The 17,857-nt window shown below is 62.7% G+C and carries 14 protein-coding genes; 6 read left to right on the top strand and 8 right to left on the bottom strand.

Translation table 11 applies throughout. The features are described from left to right. Positions 1 to 89: 89 nt before the first annotated feature. From Q8O96_RS05505 to Q8O96_RS05515, 3 genes are read left to right on the top strand one after another with little or no spacing between them, the layout of a single operon-like run. Complete coding sequence (locus Q8O96_RS05505) at positions 90 to 749, top strand: paraquat-inducible protein A (protein WP_102860186.1); 660 nt, start codon at positions 90 to 92, stop codon at positions 747 to 749. Further along, on the top strand, positions 736 to 1,359 hold the full coding sequence (locus tag Q8O96_RS05510; RefSeq protein WP_102860187.1) for a paraquat-inducible protein A: 624 nt from the start codon (positions 736 to 738) through the stop codon (positions 1,357 to 1,359). The genes Q8O96_RS05505 and Q8O96_RS05510 overlap by 14 nt, the downstream gene beginning before the upstream one ends. Continuing rightward, complete coding sequence (locus tag Q8O96_RS05515) at positions 1,352 to 3,655, top strand: PqiB family protein (RefSeq protein WP_102860188.1); 2,304 nt, start codon at positions 1,352 to 1,354, stop codon at positions 3,653 to 3,655. The genes Q8O96_RS05510 and Q8O96_RS05515 overlap by 8 nt, the downstream gene beginning before the upstream one ends. A gap of 133 nt (positions 3,656 to 3,788) precedes the next feature. Here the strand turns inward: Q8O96_RS05515 and mksF are convergent, their stop codons facing one another. Genes mksF through mksB form a run of 3 tightly spaced genes read right to left on the bottom strand, consistent with a single transcriptional unit; the run spans position 3,789 to position 8,603 of the window. Beyond that, positions 3,789 to 6,632: an Mks condensin complex protein MksF gene (gene mksF, locus Q8O96_RS05520; RefSeq protein WP_115580942.1), complete on the bottom strand. Its 2,844-nt coding sequence runs from the start codon at positions 6,630 to 6,632 to the stop codon at positions 3,789 to 3,791. Continuing rightward, positions 6,629 to 7,336, bottom strand: a complete 708-nt coding sequence (gene mksE, locus Q8O96_RS05525; protein WP_047285462.1) for an Mks condensin complex protein MksE — start codon at positions 7,334 to 7,336, stop codon at positions 6,629 to 6,631. The genes mksF and mksE overlap by 4 nt, the downstream gene beginning before the upstream one ends. Continuing rightward, positions 7,326 to 8,603 (bottom strand): Mks condensin complex protein MksB, encoded by a 1,278-nt coding sequence (mksB, locus tag Q8O96_RS05530; RefSeq protein ID WP_170004427.1) that lies wholly within the window; start codon positions 8,601 to 8,603, stop codon positions 7,326 to 7,328. The genes mksE and mksB overlap by 11 nt, the downstream gene beginning before the upstream one ends. A 179-nt stretch (positions 8,604 to 8,782) precedes the next feature. On the opposite strand from mksB, the gene Q8O96_RS05535 reads away from it, so the two are divergent. Both Q8O96_RS05535 and rimI read left to right on the top strand, forming a co-directional pair. Beyond that, positions 8,783 to 9,580 (top strand): energy transducer TonB, encoded by a 798-nt coding sequence (locus Q8O96_RS05535; protein ID WP_305948519.1) that lies wholly within the window; start codon positions 8,783 to 8,785, stop codon positions 9,578 to 9,580. Further along, positions 9,577 to 10,029: a ribosomal protein S18-alanine N-acetyltransferase gene (gene rimI / locus Q8O96_RS05540; protein WP_047285456.1), complete on the top strand. Its 453-nt coding sequence runs from the start codon at positions 9,577 to 9,579 to the stop codon at positions 10,027 to 10,029. The genes Q8O96_RS05535 and rimI overlap by 4 nt, the downstream gene beginning before the upstream one ends. A gap of 138 nt (positions 10,030 to 10,167) precedes the next feature. On the opposite strand, the gene Q8O96_RS05545 is transcribed toward rimI, so the two are convergent. Continuing rightward, a complete protein-coding gene (locus tag Q8O96_RS05545) occupies positions 10,168 to 10,500 on the bottom strand; it encodes a serine kinase/phosphatase (RefSeq protein WP_305948520.1) in 333 nt (110 codons plus the stop codon). 152 nt (positions 10,501 to 10,652) lie between these two features. Here Q8O96_RS05545 and can point away from each other — a divergent pair, with 152 nt between their 5' ends. Beyond that, entirely contained in the window at positions 10,653 to 11,297 is a 645-nt protein-coding gene (gene can, locus Q8O96_RS05550; RefSeq protein WP_016963568.1) for a carbonate dehydratase, read from the top strand. A 46-nt stretch (positions 11,298 to 11,343) separates the two neighbouring features. On the opposite strand, the gene Q8O96_RS05555 is transcribed toward can, so the two are convergent. From Q8O96_RS05555 to Q8O96_RS05570, 4 genes are all read right to left on the bottom strand, one after another. Continuing rightward, positions 11,344 to 12,516 carry a hypothetical protein gene (locus tag Q8O96_RS05555; protein ID WP_102880979.1) on the bottom strand — a complete coding sequence of 391 codons (1,173 nt, stop codon included), beginning with the start codon at positions 12,514 to 12,516 and terminating at the stop codon, positions 11,344 to 11,346. 76 nt (positions 12,517 to 12,592) lie between these two features. After that, positions 12,593 to 14,224 carry a J domain-containing protein gene (locus tag Q8O96_RS05560; RefSeq protein WP_305948521.1) on the bottom strand — a complete coding sequence of 544 codons (1,632 nt, stop codon included), beginning with the start codon at positions 14,222 to 14,224 and terminating at the stop codon, positions 12,593 to 12,595. Positions 14,225 to 14,235: 11 nt separating this feature from the next. Next, on the bottom strand, positions 14,236 to 15,933 hold the full coding sequence (locus Q8O96_RS05565; protein WP_305948522.1) for a molecular chaperone HscC: 1,698 nt from the start codon (positions 15,931 to 15,933) through the stop codon (positions 14,236 to 14,238). Positions 15,934 to 16,125: 192 nt separating this feature from the next. Next, on the bottom strand, positions 16,126 to 17,826 hold the full coding sequence (locus tag Q8O96_RS05570) for an acid phosphatase (protein WP_305948523.1): 1,701 nt from the start codon (positions 17,824 to 17,826) through the stop codon (positions 16,126 to 16,128). Positions 17,827 to 17,857: the final 31 nt, after the last annotated feature.

Here is a 17,857-nt window from a genome sequence, read left to right on the forward strand (position 1 = left end):
ATTGCTCTTATTCGCAAACAAAATTGCACAGTTATTTTCGAATTGGAACACTAGAATAGCCGCTACTTTTTCCACTTCCAGAGCCCTCTATGCCAGATCCGGTTGACGCCCCCGGGTTGTCAGAACTACCACTGGACGACCTGGTTGCCTGCCATGAGTGCGACCTGCTGATGCGCAAGCCAACGCTCGCCCTTGGCGAGAAAGCACAGTGCCCGCGTTGTGGCTATGAGCTGTATGCCCATCGGCATAATGTGGTCGAACGCAGCCTGGCTCTGGTAATAGCCGCCTTATTGCTCTACGTGCCGGCGAACTTTCTACCCATCATGCAGCTCAATCTATTGGGACAGTCTTCCGAAGATACGGTCTGGAGTGGGGTACAAGGCCTGTTCGATACCGGCATGGAAGGCGTAGCGCTGGTGGTATTCCTGTGCAGCATGGGCATTCCATTACTCAAGCTTATTTGCCAACTTCTGGTGCTTCTAAGTATCCGCTGGAACATCGGCCGTAGTTACGGTTTGCTGCTCTATCGCATTTATCACCATTTGCGCGATTGGGGCATGCTCGAGGTCTACTTGATGGGCGTACTGGTGGCCATCGTCAAGTTGGCCGACATGGCCTCCATCACCGTAGGCCTGGGGCTGGTGTGTTTCATCAGTCTGTTGTTGGTGCAGGTCTGGCTGGAAGTGGTGATGTCGCCTCATCAGGTCTGGCAGGCGCTATCGGGAGAAGACATACATGCGGGCGATTGATGCAGGCATTCTGATTTGCACCGAATGCCATGAATTGAACCGGCAGGAGGCCGACAGCGACGGGCAGACCTGCACTCGTTGCGGAGCTTTGGTACACCCACGGCGTCCCAACAGCATCCTGCGTACCTGGGCCCTGCTGCTTACCGCCGCCATTCTCTATATACCCGCCAATGTCCTGCCGATCATGACCGTCAGCTCGCTGGGCCAGGGCGACCCGAGCACCATCATGTCCGGGGTCATCCAACTGGTGCAACATGGAATGTTCCCCATCGCCGCCGTGGTGTTTGTCGCCAGTATTCTGGTGCCTACCTTCAAACTGGTGGGCATTGCCCTGTTGCTGTTCTCGGTGCAGCGTCACCAGCCACTGTCAGCGCGGCAACGGATTATCATGTACCGCTTTATCGAGTTCATCGGTCGCTGGTCGATGCTGGATATTTTCGTCATCGCCATTCTGGTTGCGGTGGTCAACTTTGGCCGGCTGGCCAGTATCGAGGCCAATCTCGGTGCGGTCGCCTTTGCCAGCGTGGTGATCCTGACCATGCTGGCCGCAGTAACTTTTGATCCCCGACTGATCTGGGATAACACGGAGTCGGACGACGACCATGAGTGATTTGCCTACCGCCAAAACCCGCCCGGCCTCCAACTGGTCGGCCATCTGGGTGCTGCCCCTGATTGCCTTGATCATCGGTGGCTGGCTGGGTTGGCGTGCCTACAGCCAGACCGGTATCGAGATCCAGTTGCGCTTTGAAAGCGGCGAAGGAATACAGGCCAACAAGACCGAAGTAGTCTACAAAGGCATGCCTGTGGGTAAGGTCAAGACTCTGGCTCTGGACGATGAGGGCAACTCCAAGGGGGTGATTGCCACGGTCGAAATGAACAAGGATGTCGAACAGTACCTGAAGACCAACACCCGCTTCTGGCTGGTCAAGCCTAGTGTCAGCCTGGCCGGGATCACCGGTCTGGAAACCCTGGTCTCAGGCAATTACATCGCGGTCAATCCCGGAGAAGGAGAGCCCACGCGCAAGTTCAAGGCCCTGGCCGAAGAGCCACCGTTATCGGATGCCAAGCCTGGCCTGCACCTGACCATCAAGGCCGAACGCCTGGGGTCGTTGAGCCGCGGCAGTCCGGTCTTCTACAAACAAATCCAGGTCGGACAGATCAAGAGCTTCCTGCTTTCCGAGGATCAGAACACCGTCGAGCTCAAGGTCTACATTGAACCGACCTACGCCAATCTGGTGCGCAAACACACACGCTTCTGGAACGCCAGCGGCATCAGCATCGACGCCAATCTGTCCGGGGTAAAAGTACGCAGTGAGTCCCTGTCCAGCATAGTGGCCGGCGGTATCGCGTTCGCCACTCCGGAAAATCGCAAGGACAGCCCGCCCACCGATCCTAGCCTGCCGTTCCGCCTGTACGAAGATTTCGATGCTGCCCAGGCGGGCATCCGGGTCAAGGTCAAACTCACCGATTTCGAAGGCCTGCAGGCAGGGCGCACGCCCGTGATGTACAAAGGCATCCAGGTGGGCAGCCTGAAAGCCCTGAAGGTCGACTCCGACCTGACGAGTGCCACCGCCGAGCTGACCCTCGACCCACTGGCCGAGGATTATCTGGTCCAGGGTACCCAGTTCTGGACTGTCAAACCCTCGATCTCCCTGGCGGGTATCACGGGGCTCGAGGCCTTGGTGAAAGGCAACTACATCGCCATTCGCCCCGGTGACAAGGGCGCCGCCCCCCAGCGGGAGTTCGAGGCGCGGGCCAAGGCCCCACCCCTGGACCTGCGGGCACCCGGCTTGCACATGGTGCTGTTTACCGACAATCTCGGCTCCCTGGAGGTGGGCAGCCCGATTCTTTACAAACAGGTCAAGGTCGGTTCGGTGCAGAGCTATCAGTTCTCCCACACCCGCAAGCAAGTGGTGATCGGTGTTCATATCGAGAAAGAATACGAGGGACTGGTCAACGGCTCGACGCGCTTCTGGAACGTCAGCGGCATCACCCTCACGGGCGGCCTCACTGGCGGTATCCAGATCAAGAGTGAGTCGCTGCAAAGCCTGATGGCCGGCGGCATCGCTTTCGAGACGCCGCTGCCCAACGTGCCGCTGAAAAAGCGCATTCCGCGGTTCCGTCTGTTCGCCAACCAGGAAGAGGCGGCGCAGCGTGGCACCCTGATCAACATCAAGGTTGATCGCGCCGATGGGCTGCGTGCCGGAACGCCGGTGCGCTTCAAGGGCCTGGATGTGGGCAAACTGGAAGAAGTGACCCTCAGCGCCGACCTGCAATCGGTAATGCTCAAGGCGAGGATCACCGAAGTGCCGGAACGTATTGCCCGGGTCGGCAGCCAGTTCTGGGTGGTCAAGCCGGAACTGGGACTGATGAAGACCTCGAACCTGGAAACCCTGGTGACCGGTCAATACATCGAGGTTCAGCCCGCGGCGAAGAACCAAGGCGTGCAAACCAGCTTTGTCGCCTTGCCGCAGCCACCGGAAGCCAGCTCCCAGGAAGCGGGTCTGAGCCTGGTGCTGAGTGCTGCTCGCCGTGGTTCGCTGAAGGTGGGTGTCCCAGTGACTTACCGGGAAGTGACCGTGGGCAAGGTCACCGGCTACGAACTGGGACAGACCGCCGACCGGGTACTGATCCATATCCTCATCGAACCCAAGTACGCGCCGTTGATTCGTGGTGGCACGCGCTTCTGGAACAGCAGCGGATTCGGTGTGGACTTTGGCCTGTTCAAGGGCGCCACAGTGCGCACCGAATCCCTGGAAACCTTGATCCAGGGCGGCATTGCCTTCGCCACCCCGGATGGCGAACGCATGGGCAACCCGGCCCGTCCCCAGCAGACCTTCCCGCTGTTCGACAAGTTCGAGGATGAATGGCTGACCTGGGCTCCCAAGATCCCCCTGGGCAAGTAACCCTGTTGTAGGAGCGAAGCAGCCCTCAAGCCCAGAGCACGCTTTTGTTGGCAAGCCAGTTCCTACAAAAGTGATCCAATAAAAAAGGCCGCGCTCCCAAGAGCGCGGCCTTTTACGTTGCAGCGTTACCCAGTCAGACTTCGTCCAGTTCCGCTTCTGCTTCGGGTTCCACGTTCAGAGTCGCCTTGACCTGATCGTGACGACGGATGAACTTCCAGTCCGCCTCATCGATGTAGATGCCGTTCGGTCCGCTGCCGCCTTCCAGGTCGATGGCGACCTGGGCCGACACCTGCGGCTTCACACTGGCCAGGATCGGCACGAAGCCCAGCTGCAGGCTGGTTTCCAGCAGCGCCGCCTGGTTGCGTTCGTCGATGTCCGCCGCTTCGTCGAGGTAGTAAGGCAGACGAATGCGCCCGGCCTGGTCGCGGTCCATCAAGTGCAGCAACAGGTACATGTTGGTCAGCGCCTTGATGGTCATGGTGGTGCCGTTGGACGCTGCGCCATCGATGTCGGTGTGGATCACCGGCTGGCCGTTGACCTTGGTGATCTCGAACGCCAGCTCGAACAAGTCCTTCAGGCCCAACTGGTTGTGGTTGGCTGCCACCAGCCGCGCCAGGTACTCCTTGGCCTCTTCGTTCTTGTTGTCCTGCTCGGCGCTCTGGCTCAGGTCGAACACCGACAGGGTCTCGCCTTCCTCGTACTGGCCGGCGCTGTGGATGATCTGGTCGATGTGCTTGAGGGCTTCCTTGTTCGGCGCCAGGACGATGCGGAAGCTCTGCAGGTTGGACACCTGGCGCTTGTTGATCTCGCGGTTGAACAGCGCCAGCTGGTGTTCCAGGCTGTCGTAGTCACTGCGGATATTGCGCAGGGTCCGGGCGATGTCGGTCACCGCCGCGCGGCGCGCCTTGCCCAGGGTCAGGGCTTCGTCGGTGCGGTGGGCATAGGCGTTGATCAGCAGTTGCAGGCGGCGCTCGACGTCATCCTCGCTGTCGAACTTGGCCACGCCCTTGAGGCGTACCTGGGCATACAGCGCCTCGATCTGCCCGTCGACCCGTTGCAGGCCCTGCCAGCTGTCCTGGTAGTCGTTGAGCAGTGGCAGCAGGTTGTCCATGGAGTCGTCCACGGGGTCCATGAACGGCGTGCCGAACGGCAGGTCCGCCGGCAGCAGCTGACGGCGACGCAGGGCGTCATCCAGAGTGCGCTGCTTGGCTTCCATGTCGGCGATCTGCCGGCCCACCAGTTGCAACTTGGCGGACAGTTGCTGGACGCGTTCGGTGAAGGCATCGCTGGAGCGCTTGAGTTCGTCCTGGGCGGCTTCCATCTGCGCCAGCTGTTCCAGCTTCTCGCCTTCCTCGGCGCTCAGGGTCTGGGCACGGCGGAAGTCTTCCAGGGCCTTCTGCGCATCCAGTACCTGCTGGTACAGGGCCTCGGTCTGGGTCTTGCTCGCGGCGCGGTCGGCGGCCACGGCGGCCTGGGTCTTGAGCTGCTTGAGTTCTTTTTCCAGACGCTCTTTCTGATCCCGCAGGGCGGCGCGGTCGGCCAGGGCCTGCAAGGCTGGCGGCTCGATGTGGGAGAGGTCGATGGTCAACCCCGGCACTTCGAAACGCTCGCCCTTGAAGCCGTCGAGGATCAGCTCCACCGACTTCACCCACTCGCCGTTGTCGTCCAGGGCGATGCCATGCTCGCCCAGGGGCAGGCTGAACAGCGCGCTGTTGAACAGGCGCATCAGGCGCTCCACGTCCTGCTGGGAGAACTCCTCGCGCAGGCGGGCATAGCTGTTGTTGTCAGCGTGATCGAGTTGCTGCTTGACCGACTTCAGGCGCTTTTCCAGATCCCGCAGGCGTTCTTCCAGGTCTTCGGCGGAGAACTGCCGGGACTGGGCCAGGGCGCCGGCCAGTTCATCGTGGGCATCCTTGGCCGCCAGCAGTTGCTGTTCCAGGACCTTGACGTCATCCACCAGGGCGAAGCGGTGCTTGAGCACCGACAGCTCGCCGAGCCAGCGCTGGGTGCCGGTGATTTCCCGTTCCAGGCGCATCATTTCCTGGGTGCTGCTGCGCTGGTCGTTTTGCAGCGCGTCCTGCTCATTACGGTAGTGCTCGGCCTGGATGGTCAGCTCTTCCTTGCGCGCGCCGGCGTAGTCCGACCAAGTGCCCAGCAGCGAATCCAGCAGCGGCGACAGGCGATGCAGCTTGCCCCGCAGAATGTCCCGCTGCTTCACGCCGTTGGCCAGGGCTTCCACCAGAGGGCCGGCGGCCACCAGGGAGTTGTAGTCCTGCTCCATACGCCGCACATCGCGGAAGGCTTCGTCGCAGGCGGCGATGTAGTCGACGCTGCCGGAGCGCAGGCTGTGCTCGAAGGCATCGAGGAACAGCTGCTTGAGCTTGGCCGCGGTGATCTCGCGCATGTGCAGCAGGTTGATGAACAGCGCGCGGAAGGTCTTCAGGCTCTGCTCGCTGGTCGAGCGCAGCGGGATCAGGGTCAGGTCCAGTGGAATTGAGGTATGACCGCCCACCAGCAGGCGCCGCAGTTCATCGGGCTTGAGCTCATAGGCCTTCAGACCCTGGCGCTCCAGGTTGGTGAACAGCTCTTTCTGCCGCAGGCAGGTGTCGTCCTTCTGGTAATGCGCCAGGTCCAGCTGGCCGGCGTAGGCGAAGAACTGGTGGCCGAAGCCGCCGCCCGGGCCGCGCCCGACCACGCCAATCACATGAGGGCCGTGGGGCAGCGAGACTTCCACCAGGATGTAGCTGGTGTCGGAGGCGAAGTAGAAGCGCCGGGACTGTTCCAGGCTGTACTTGCCGAAGCTCATGTCCGACATGCGCGCCAGGATCGGGAATTGCAGGGCGTTGATCGACGCCGACTTGCCCAGGTTGTTGGCCCCGTAGACCGACAGCGGCTCTTCCAGGGGGAACAGGCCGAGGCTGTAACCAGCGGTGTTTAGTAGGGCAAAGCGGCGGATGCCGTAGCGTTCCTTGCTCATGCGTCGAGCTCCTGTTCTTCGGCGATGGCCCGGGCCAGCGCGTCTTCTTCACTTTCTTCGGACTCGTCGAATTCGCTCAGGTCCAGCGGGTCATCGGTCTGCAGCAGTTTCTCGTCGCTGTCGTCGTCCACCAGCACCGGGGTCGGCAACGGCAGCACGCTGTGCAGGCTGGCGGCCAGGTCGCGGTCCTGTTGCACCGACAGGCAAACGTCGAGGAAGCGGTGCATTGGCGGCAGGAAGCGGTAGATCCCCGGTTCCTCGGCGGCAAAACCCAGCTGGGTCATGCGGCGCATGATTTTCTCTTCCAGCTCTTCCTGGGTCTGCACTTCAGCCTGGATGAACAGGTCGCGGTATTTCTCCAGCAAGGACGGCAGTTCGTCACGGCCGAGGCTGCCGCCATCAAGCACGGCAATCGGGTCGCGGCCCTGGTCGGCCAGATGCTCCACCAGGATGAAAGTGAACAGCGCCAGGCGCTGGGCGGTCTTGTTCACCTGGGCGGCGGCGTTGTCGGGGACAAAGTAGTAGAAGCCGCGGGTATCGCACACCAGCTCGAAGCCCAGGGCCTTGAACAGAGTGCGGTACTGGTCCTGGAAGTTCGACAATTGCGCGTACAGCTCCGGGTCGCGGCGGCTGACGTGGTAACCCTTGAACAGCTCGCGGAAGATCGGCGCCAGCTGGGACAGTTCGGAAAGATCAAGATGCATTGGCGTTGCTCGCAGAATGCTCGGCGGTGTCATCGCGGGCCGAGAGCAGGGCGAAGGAGCGCAGGCTGACCTGGTGCTCCTGGGTGTGGTAGTCGCGGCGTTCTAGGCGCTCGCGCTTGAAACGTTTTTCCCGCGACAGGCGCGAGAACCAGTACAGCAGTTCGTCGGTGGCGCCATCCGGCTCCTGGTCCAGCAGCCAGCTCATCAGGTCCGGCATCGGCAGGGCGTCTTCGCAGCGTTCGAGCATTTCCCGAACCGTGCGCGGCGCCTTGGGAGCCAGGCCCTTGTGGGTCTTGTGGGCCTTGGGGAAACGCGCCGGCTTGGGCTCGAAGCGGGCCAGGGCGTAGACATAGGCTTCCACCTGGCCGGAGCTGCCGAGGAAGGTGCTCTGTGGACGGGTGAACATCGGCATCGCCGCCTGGGGCACCGCGTCGATGCCCTTGCGCCGGATGGCCGCCAGGGCCAGGGCCGCGCCACGGGTCACGGCGTTGTGGCGGCGGGCTTCCTCACGCAGCGGCAACAGCAGTTCCCGGGCGTGGCGCAGGGTCAGCTGGGCGCTGGTCTGCATTTCCAGGATCCGCGCGTGGGTGCGCAGCAGCATGTCGTCGTCCACCAGGTGGCCCAGGCGCTGCTGCTCGGTGAGCAGGCGCAGCAGGACGTTTTCCACCTTGCGCACGCCTTGTTCGAAGGCGCCGTCGGCGTTCACCAGCTGGATCATCGGCTCGACGTATTCGTCCCAGGTGGCCAGCACCTCAGCGTAGCGCTGGCGCAGGGGAATCTGCCGGTCGCTGGTCTTGGCCCGTTCGGCCACGGCCACCAGGGCCTGTTCGTCGTTGGCAAGCTTCTTCAGGACATCGCGCACGCGCATGTCCAGCAGCCGCAACTGGCGCGCCAGGTCGTTGCCGTCGCGCACGTCGAAGGCGTCCTGGATGTAACCTGCCAGGCGCTCCAGGTGACGCAGGTAGGCTTCGATTTCCAGGCACAGGCCCAGGCGGTGTTCACGGCGCAGGTAGGCGAGGAAGTCGTGGATCTGTGCATTGAGCTCGAAACGGTTCGGGCTTTTCGCCACCGGGACCAGGATGTCCAGGCGTATCCATACATCCAGCAGGTGGGTGATGTCCTGGGGCGTACTGTCCAGTTGTTGGGCAGACAGCTGTGAACGCAGTTCGGCAAGACTCAGGGTGCCTTGGTCGAAGTGCTCGCACAGCGGCTCCAGAAGTGCCCAGTGTTCGGCGAGGGCGCGCAAGACGCGCTTGGGTTCGATCATCGGAATGGCCGGCTGGTTGGCAATGAAAAGCGGCGATTGTACTGCATCAGGGGGCCGACGATTCACCCCCGGACCCAGGTATGAGACGGACTGTCGCTTTTGCGCGCAATCAACAGCAGGCGATCTTTGGCGAAGGACGGTAGAATCCCCCACCTCAGTTATCCACAAGTGGCCGACCTTTGCTTATCGAGTCCCGTCGTCGCGCTTATCTGTCCGCCATGCAGGTGGTCAGTTGGCTGCCGCGCAGCGCATTGCCCTTTGCCGCCCCTTCGCGTCCTGAATTGCTGGCCTTGCCGGAACCCGAGGTGCAGGCCCCGCCTGCCCCTGTGGTCGAGGCCAAGGCCCCGGCGGCGGCTGCAAGGACCGTCGAACGGCCGAAAATCGAGGTGCCGCGTCCGTCCACCGCGCCTGCAAAGACAGCCAGCAAGCCAGTGGCCGAGGGCGAAGAAGCCCCGGCCCCGGTGGTCAAGGCGCCGGTGGTACCGCCGCCGCGTTTTGCCTTGCAGTTGCTGCGGGCCGGCCGTTGCCTGCTGCTGGTGGAGTTACCCACAGGCGAAGCCTTCCAGAGCCGCGACCCGGCCTACTTGCTGCTCAAGGACATGCTGCGCGCCGCCGGCCTGCCGGACAGCCCGCAGATCCTCGCCGAGCCGGTGCGCTGGCCGATGCTGACCCGGGGCAACCTCGATCAAGGTCCGGAAGCCGCCCGGGACTTCGTCCAGGCCTTTGTCGGCGTGCGAATCGAAGAAGAGCCCTGCGTCTGCCTGTGGCTGATCGGTCTGCCGGCCGTACGTTTCGCCGGCGAAGCCAACGCTGAATCCTACAACCGTGAACTGCAGGTCGAAGGCCTGGGTTCGGCCTGGGCCTTGCCCGGCCTGGAACTATTAATGGAAGAGCCACAGCGTAAGGCTGATGTCTGGCAAGCCATGCGTCGATTGATGACGCGCTGGAAAAGCACTGATGAGCACAATGACCAATGAGTGACGCGTTGACCTTCCGCCTGGCCACCGAGGCGGACCTGGATGCCATCCTGAAAATCGAATATGCCGCGTTCAGCCACCCCTGGACCCGGGGCATTTTCATGGATGCCTTCAAGTCCTACGAAGTCTGGCTGATGTTCGAAGGCAGCCAGCAGGTGGGCCACGGAGTGATCCAGGTGATCATTGACGAGGCGCATCTGCTGAACATCACCGTCAAGCCGGAAAGCCAGGGCCGCGGCCTGGGCCTGCGGCTGCTGGAGGAACTGATGAAGCGCGCCTACCAAAAGGACGCGCGCGAATGTTTCCTCGAAGTGCGTTCCAGCAACCAGACCGCTTATCGGCTTTACGAGCGTTATGGCTTCAATGAAGTCGGGCGCCGCCGCGACTATTACCCGGCGGTGGGCGGTCGCGAAGACGCCCTGGTGATGGCCTGCACCCTGGTCGACTGAGCCTTCAACCAGCACGCAGGCAGCTGCAGGAGCTGGCTTGCCAGCGAAGACGCCATTCGCGGCGATGTATGGCTTGAGGGCCTCTTCGCCGGCAAGCCGGCTCTGCGGGAGAGGGCGTCATTAAATGTGGCGCCGAGCTCAGGGTTTGCCGTCCAGCGGGTCGCGACGTGCCAGTTCGGCTTCATCCAGACCACTGCCACCCCCAATGTCCGTGGCATCGACAATACTCAGATCCCAGTCCGCCGGTTTATCGGCGCCGATTTCCCGGGCAGAACGGGCCCCATCCTCGCGGATCAGGGTTTCCAGGCTCAGGTCGTCGTCGCTGGAGCCGTCGCTGGTGAGGCCGGTGCTGCTGAGGGCGCCGGGTTCGTCGTCATCGAAATGCAGTTCCTCCATGGACCCCATGCGATCCTGATCATCGTCGATCGGCTCGGGCTGGGGCGCGTTGAAGGGGCGTCGTGATTCGGTCATGGCGATTGCTAATACTTTTAGGGGCTTACAGGGTGGACCCACAGCCCCGGTGAAGATTCCCCGGCAGGGATAACCGGTATCTGCCGTTATTGGCGTGACCTCGACAGGCACTCGTCTGTCAAAGCTGCGCATCATTCTTGAGGCTTCACAGCATGAACGAACTACAAGATCTGATTGATAACAACGCGCGTTGGGCCGAAGCGATCAAGCAGGAAGATCCGGAATTCTTCTCCAAGCTGGCCCGCCAGCAGACTCCGGAGTACCTGTGGATCGGCTGCTCGGACGCCCGGGTGCCAGCCAACGAGATCGTCGGCATGTTGCCGGGCGACCTGTTTGTGCACCGTAACGTGGCCAACGTCGTGCTGCACACCGACCTCAATTGCCTGTCGGTGATCCAGTACGCGGTGGATGTACTCAAGGTCAAACACATCCTGGTCACCGGCCACTATGGTTGCGGCGGCGTGCGCGCCTCGATGCAGGATCGCCAGTTTGGCCTGATCGATGGCTGGCTGCGTTCGATTCGTGACCTGTACTACGAGCACCGCGAGGCGCTGGCACAACTGGCCACGGAAGAAGAACAAGTCGACCGCCTGTGCGAACTGAACGTGATCCAGCAAGTGGCCAACGTCGGCCATACCAGCATCGTGCAGAACGCTTGGCATCGCGGGCAGAGCCTGTCGATCCACGGCTGCATCTACGGGATCAAGGACGGTCGCTGGAAGAGCCTGGACACGACCATCAGCGGTTTCGAACAACTGCCACCGCAATATCGCCTGCGTCCCCTCGGCGCCGTCTGAATGCGGGCTGGCCGCTGCGTGAAGGCGCAGCGGCCAGCGGCGGACTTCAGAGGTGCGGCACCTCGGTGCTTGGCGCCGGTGCCGGTGCCTTGAGCTGCTTGAGCTGGGTCGTGACCGGTGCGCTGCTGCACTTGGCCGCGGCCTGTTGCTCGGTCAGCTTGCGTACCGAGGTGTAGAACAACTCGCAGGTCTGCTCTTTTTGCGTCACCTGCCAGGTCTGGGTGCAACTGCTGAGCAGGGTGCTCGGGTCCGTCCCCGGCTTGCTGCCCATACCGGCCTGCCAGCAGGCCGCACTCAAATCCTGTCCCATGACTTTCAGCCCTGCGGCGTCGGCCTTGGCCTCGTCGTTGTCATAGTTGTCCGGGTCCGCCGCGTACCAGATGTAGCTCGGGTGGTTGGAGCCCAGTACCGGCACCTTCACGCCTTCGCTGGGGCTGATCTGCGCCAGGCCCAGCACATTCACCGTGACCCCATATTGCTGCTTGAGCCAGTTACGCACGGGCGCACCGAAAGCCACCATCGGCAAGGCCGCGCCGCTGGCGTTCTGGCTGACCTGCTTGACCATGGTGGTCTGGTAGTTGTTGAAGTAGCTGTAGACCCCTTCCAGGTCCTTGCCGGCACTCGATGGCGCGGCGATCGGTGCGATGTCGACAATGGTCTGGTACGCCGGCGTTTGCTCTGCGGCAATGCCGTTGACGGTGAGCAGGGTAGCCCAGCGGTCGGTGGTGGCCGACTCCAGGTAGTCCTGGGCCTGGGTCAATGAATAGTCCGGCGGGAAGTGCAGCAGCTCGACGCTCTTGCGGTTTTCCAGGGCCATGCCCAGAGGCAGGAACAGGTACCAGCTGTAGGCCCATTTGCCATCGGCATTGAGCTGGCTGGCGCCTTTATAGGCCAGGTCGCCGGCATCGAGCAGGGCGCTCAACGGTTTGTCGTAGCCCTCGGGCACGCCGCTGATGGAGGCGACAACCTTGTCGTTGGCGGTTTTCACGCTGACCTTGGCCGCGCTGTAGCCATCGCGCTGCACGCTTTGGGTCAGGTAGTGCTCCACCGTCTGCTCCAGGGTCCAGTTGCGATAGCAGATCACGTTGCAGTTGTTGGGGTAGGCGAAGAGTTGGGTGACACGTTGCGGACTGCCCAGATCGACCTCGACATCGGCCATGACGCTGGTGCTCAACGCGGCGGCCGCCAGGGCCAGGGAGATTCCTGCGAATTTGAACATGCTCAGATCCTTTTCAGCGTGAACCCCATGCAGGGGGGAAGGGCATTGTGTAAATGAACGTTCGGCCCGTACCTGTTCAACCAGGCAGCAAGCGTGTCAGAGGATAGGCGGGATAATGGATTCGGCACGCCAGGATGATGCCGCTCATGAGCAGCAGGAAAATAACTTGCAGTGGGCTCCAGTGGCTCCAGTGCAACGCAGTCAGGTAAGGGTGTCTTTCACTGAAACCTGGGTCCAGATGCCCGATCCGTTTGTCATGCAACAGGCCGATCAGGATGAAACCCGAGTATCCGGCCATCCCCAGCGGTCCCAGCAAGGCCGCGAAAACTGCAAGCATCGCCAACTGGGGGACTGCGTGGCGCAATATCAACCACTCGCCATGGGGATTCAGACGTCTGGGCAGCAGGCGTTCGCTGAGCCACAGATCAAGGGCAATCATCTGATGAGATGTGGGCACCCAGAGCAGGAGCATGATCAAGCGTGCCACCGCCGTGGGAATCAACGCGATCGTTCCCCCGAATAACAAGGCAGGCATTGCTGAATGATCCTCCTGATTAAGGAAGAACAGGGTCAAGGCCAGAGCCAGGGCAGCCCAGACCCTGATCCAGGTCTGCGCCGCTGGGGGCCGAGGCATGAACTTGCGCCAGAAGAAAACGTCGCTACAGGGCAGACGCTCGATCAGTTGCGGGTAACGCCCGCTCAGGGTTTGCGCAAGATCCTGGCAGGCGACCCAGTGGTCTACGCCGAAGTCCAGGATCAGGTTCTGCTGTTGCCGGCGTGACAAGGGATTGAGCAGCAGTTGCGCCGCCTGAACTTCAGGTGCCCAGGTCTTGTGGTCTTGCGCCTTGGCTTGCAGGGCGTGGAAGAAGGCTTCCTGCTCACAGCGTTGGATCAGGCTATGCCAGATCCAGGCGGGTTCCGGATGGACCCCGCAGGCATCGTCCCAGCCCAGGAGTTGGCAGACTCGGTCGAGCAACGGCAGGCTCCACTGAGTGTCGTACAGCAATTGCATGACGATTCGTTGCCATTCCTGTCGACGGTCGAACACCTGCATCCAGGGCTGTTTACTGTAGGTTTCGAGGGAATGGAGGAATTCCGGTTCCTGCCGGGTTTCCAGAAGCTCTTGCAGGGTCTGCCGGTATTGCTGCAACAACCCGCTGGTCAGCGCCTCTTCTTCCCAGGGTGTCATGTGCACCTGCTGCCAGGGTGTCAGCCATTGCAGGTGCTGCACCGCCCAGGTGGTGATGGCAGTGCGAAGCCCTGGCTGTTCGAAGCAAAGACGCAGCAAACCGGCTTCAAAAGCTGGCGCACAATCCAGGTCCAGGGCCTGTTGCCAGCGCTGTGGCAGTGTGTGCCGACTCAGGTTCAGCAGCAGAGGCTGTGCCGGGTCGTCGGTTTGCCGGGTGATTGGCAGCGCTTGAGCCGCGGGTTGGATCTCCAGCAGTTGCGACCAATGTCGAAGGTTGGCGTCATTCGCCGGTGTCATGGTCGGGAGCGTGCTGGCTAGCGTCGTGTGGGAAGTCGGTCGTTCTTGTTCCTCTTCGCGCCAGCGTGCCAGTTGCAGCGCCCGCTCGTAGGCCTCGCGCAGACGCTGGAAGCCTTCGGCATCCTCATCGGGACGGGTGGTTTTCAGGCGTTTGGCGTAGCTGCGCTTGATGCTGCGCTCATCGGCATCGTCCGGCAGTTCCAGCAGGGCCCAACAATCCATGTCGCCGCTCCTCAGTGCCAGTGGCCGTTTTCCAGTCTCTGCAGCTGTTCACTGAGTTGGTTGCGCACTTCGCGGATCTTGCGCTCGTCCTGGGTGTCCAGCACTTGCTGGAATTGCCCGGCCCAATAGCCGATCTGTTCGCGCAATTCCCCAAGGTTTTCCTGATACAGACGTTCCAGGCGGGCGCTGAGCAAGGTGTTGACCTGCTGGTCGCGGGGATGGACCTTCAGTTGCTCCAGGGCCTTGAGCCGCTCCTGGATTTCTTCCGGGGTCAGCACGCCGGGGTTGTTCTCGATCACCAGGGAACGGCTCTCACCGGTCAGGGGAATGCTCACCTGGGCTTCCAGCAGGCCGTTGATGTCGTAGGTGAAGCGCACGTCCAGCGAGACTTCACCGGCCGGGCGCTTGGGCACCTGCATTTCCAGCTGGCCGAGGGCGACGTTGTCGCGCACCAGGCGGCTCTCGCCCTGGAAAATCTTCAGCAGCACCTGTTCCTGGTTGTCGTGCAGGGTTTGCACGGTCTTGACCCGGCTCACCGGCACCACGCTGTTGCGCTCGATGATCGGCAGGTAATGCCCGCCCTCGATCTGGTTGCCGTACTGCTGGGAGGTTTCGATGCCCAGGGTGTAGGAGCAGACGTCGGTCAGGACCACTTCTTCCAGGGCCGCGGAGCGTGCCTTGAGGGCGGCCTGGACCGCCGCGCCCTGGGCCACCACTTCGTCGGGGTCGAGGCTGATGGAAGGAAAGCGCCCGAACAGCCCCGCCGCCAGCTTGCGTACCAGGGGCATGCGGGTGGCGCCGCCCACCAGGAGGATTTCATCCAGGTCGCTGACGCGGATCCGCGCATCGCGCAGGGCCCGCTCGATGGGAGCCCGCAGGCGTTCCAGCAGGGGCGTGTAGAGGGTCGCCAGCTGCGCCTGGGTGATGGTCTGGGTCCATTGCCGGCCATCGACGCGCAGGCTGAACTCGGCGCTGGGCTCCTGGCCCAGGGCACGGCGTACCCGTTCGGCTTCGCGGCGCAGGGCCTGGAGCACGCTCTGGCGCTCGGGAAAGTCCGCCGCCCGGCCTTGCTGTTCGATGAAGTGCTCCAGCAGCAGGCTGTCGAAATCCTCGCCGCCGAGGAAGTTGTCGCCGGCGCTGGCGCGGACTTCCATGACCCCGTCGAACAGCTCCAGGATCGACACGTCGAAGGTGCCGCCACCGAGGTCGAAGACCAGGAACGAGGTTTCCTTGTCGCGCTGGTGCAGGCCGTAGGCCAGGGCCGCGGCAGTGGGTTCGTTGATCAGCTTTTCCACCTTGAGCCCGGCCAGCTCACCGGCGATCCGCGTGGCCTTGCGCTGGGCGTCGCTGAAGTAGGCCGGCACGCTGATCACCGCCTCTTCCACCGGCTCGCCGTAGGTGCGCTCGACATCCTCCTTGAGGCTCTTGAGCACCAGGGCCGAGAGTTCTTCCGGGCGAAACAGACGATCCCCCAGACGCACTTCGGTGGCGCTGCCCATGTAGCGCTTGAACAGTGCGGTGGTCAGTTGCGGATGGGTGTGCAGGCGTTCCCGGGCGGCCTGGCCCACCAGCACCCGGCCTTCATCATCCAGGCCCACCACGCTGGGGGTCAGGAGCTGGCCCAGGGCGTTGGGCACCAGCTCACTGGCGGTGTCGCGCCAGACCGCCACCAGGCTGTTGGTGGTCCCCAGGTCGATGCCTACGATCATGACGACGAACTCCCTTTCCAATCGGAAAACTGATGAAACAAATAGGTGGCGCGCAGGATATTACCCGTCGGGTGGATGGGTAAAGTGCGTGATGTCACATGGCTATTATTGGCGCCGATGCCGCAGAGCCGAAGCGGATCTTGAGCTTCGGTTCTGCGGTGGCTGGCGGGCCTGTTGCGGGCCCCGCCGGGGTCAGACGCTGAAGTGCAGGGCGTTGGTCAGATCGCCCATGGGCGTCTGGCCCCGGGCAATCATGGCCTCATCACGTTCCTTGATGCCGTCCAGGGTTTCCAGCTGGAACACCCGGGTGATCAGCCGCAGGATCGAGGCCGTGTCATACACCGTGTGATCCACCGTGCCCTTGCGGGCGAACGGCGACACCACCAGCGCTGGAATCCGCGTGCCCGGGCCCCAGCGATCACCCTGGGGCGGCGCCACGTGGTCCCACCAGCCGCCGTTTTCGTCGACGGTGACGATCACCACCATGTTTTTCCATTGCGGGCTTTCCCGCAGCACTTTCAGGGCCCGGTCGATATGCCGGTCGCCGGCGGCTACGTCGGCATAGCCGGCGTGCAGGTTGAGGTTGCCCTGGGGTTTGTAGAAGGTCACCGCTGGTAGCTTGCCGGCCTCGGCGTCGGCGAAGAACTTGTTGGTGCTCGACTCGTCTCCCAGGCCGCCGTCGCGCAGGCGCTTGGCACGCTCGGCCGGATTCTCCGGACCCTGGCGCACAAAGTAGTTGAACGGCTGGTGGTGGTACTGGAAGTTGGGGATCTTGGGAATCCCGCCGGAATCCTTGAACTGCTCCAGGGTCGCCTGCCAGGCACCGCCGTACCAGGCCCAGTCGACGTTCTTCTTCGACAGCTTGTCGCCGATGTGCTCGTGGGTCTGGGGCACCAGCACGCTGGGCAGGTCGGGTTTGGCGTAGTCCGGGCGCTCCGGGTCGCGGATCCAGGTCGGCCAGTAGGGCGGGGCCATGGTGTTGACCGCGTAACCGTCAGGGGTCAGGGCGCTGGGACCGAACTGCGGCGCACCGTCCATGGCACTGGCCGGGGACTTGTCCAGAGGCTTGAGGCGCGTGCCCTTGGGGTCGTCGCCCTGCAAGGTGGCGATCTGCGACTTGGCCACCGAGTTGGCCGCGTCGGGGTAGAACGGCACCTTGGCGCTGATCAGGTACTGGTGGTTGAGGAAGGAGCCGCCAAAGGCGCCCTGGAAGAAGTTGTCACAAAGCACGAACTCTCGCGCCACATCCCACAGGCGCAGGGAGTAACGGGTCTGGGCGTAGTGCCCCATGGTCAGGGCACCGGAGTCGGCCCAGGCCACGAAGCCATCGTTCTTGCCGCCGTTGATCTGCATCTGGTTCTGGTAGAACACATGCCACAGGTCGCGGGTCACCAGGCCCAGGGGCAGGTCCTCGCCGCTGGGGCCTTTGAGGGCGAACGGCGCATTGGGCAGGTTTTCCTGGAACTGGGTTTCCACCGGGTAGGTGATGCCGTCCAGGGTCTGTGGCCCCACTTGCAGGATGCCGCCCCAGATGGGCGGCAGTTTCGACAGCAGGCTGCCATCGCGGTCCCGTTGCTGGAACGCTTCGGGCTTGAGGGCCGAAAGCGGTTTTTCCACGCCGGGGAAGTTGGCGAACAGGTTGTTGAAGCTGCGGTTCTCGGCGAACAGCACCACCACGTTCTTCACCTGATCGCGCAGCGCCTTGTCCAGCTCAGTAGGGGAGAGTGGACGTGCATCCGGTTTGCCAGCGGGGTCGCCGGGCTTGCTGCAGGCGCTCAGGGTGGCGCCGACCCCAAGAACGGCAACGCCGCCAAGGAAGCGGCGGCGGCTGGTGTCGGTGGGTTGGTCGGCGTTGGTTTCGGGGGTGTCGCGCTGGTCGGTATCGTCGCTCATGTCGGCTCCTTGCACGTCGATCTGGAAATTC

It is taken from the genome of Pseudomonas sp. LPH60 (assembly GCF_030718165.1).
GTDB lineage: Bacteria > Pseudomonadota > Gammaproteobacteria > Pseudomonadales > Pseudomonadaceae > Aquipseudomonas > Aquipseudomonas danubii.

What these genes read in the sequence shown, in the direction of transcription:
- Q8O96_RS05505 (WP_102860186.1), top strand. Translation starts at nt 90, where the DNA reads ATGCCAGATCCGGTTGACGCCCCCGGGTTGTCAGAACTACCACTGGAC.
- Q8O96_RS05510 (WP_102860187.1), top strand. Translation starts at nt 736, where the DNA reads ATGCGGGCGATTGATGCAGGCATTCTGATTTGCACCGAATGCCATGAA.
- Q8O96_RS05515 (WP_102860188.1), top strand. Translation starts at nt 1,352, where the DNA reads ATGAGTGATTTGCCTACCGCCAAAACCCGCCCGGCCTCCAACTGGTCG.
- mksF (WP_115580942.1), bottom strand. Translation starts at nt 6,632, where the DNA reads ATGAGCAAGGAACGCTACGGCATCCGCCGCTTTGCCCTACTAAACACC.
- mksE (WP_047285462.1), bottom strand. Translation starts at nt 7,336, where the DNA reads ATGCATCTTGATCTTTCCGAACTGTCCCAGCTGGCGCCGATCTTCCGC.
- mksB (WP_170004427.1), bottom strand. Translation starts at nt 8,603, where the DNA reads ATGATCGAACCCAAGCGCGTCTTGCGCGCCCTCGCCGAACACTGGGCA.
- rimI (WP_047285456.1), top strand. Translation starts at nt 9,577, where the DNA reads ATGAGTGACGCGTTGACCTTCCGCCTGGCCACCGAGGCGGACCTGGAT.
- Q8O96_RS05545 (WP_305948520.1), bottom strand. Translation starts at nt 10,500, where the DNA reads ATGACCGAATCACGACGCCCCTTCAACGCGCCCCAGCCCGAGCCGATC.
- can (WP_016963568.1), top strand. Translation starts at nt 10,653, where the DNA reads ATGAACGAACTACAAGATCTGATTGATAACAACGCGCGTTGGGCCGAA.
- Q8O96_RS05555 (WP_102880979.1), bottom strand. Translation starts at nt 12,516, where the DNA reads ATGTTCAAATTCGCAGGAATCTCCCTGGCCCTGGCGGCCGCCGCGTTG.
- Q8O96_RS05560 (WP_305948521.1), bottom strand. Translation starts at nt 14,224, where the DNA reads ATGGATTGTTGGGCCCTGCTGGAACTGCCGGACGATGCCGATGAGCGC.
- Q8O96_RS05565 (WP_305948522.1), bottom strand. Translation starts at nt 15,933, where the DNA reads ATGATCGTAGGCATCGACCTGGGGACCACCAACAGCCTGGTGGCGGTC.
- Q8O96_RS05570 (WP_305948523.1), bottom strand. Translation starts at nt 17,826, where the DNA reads ATGAGCGACGATACCGACCAGCGCGACACCCCCGAAACCAACGCCGAC.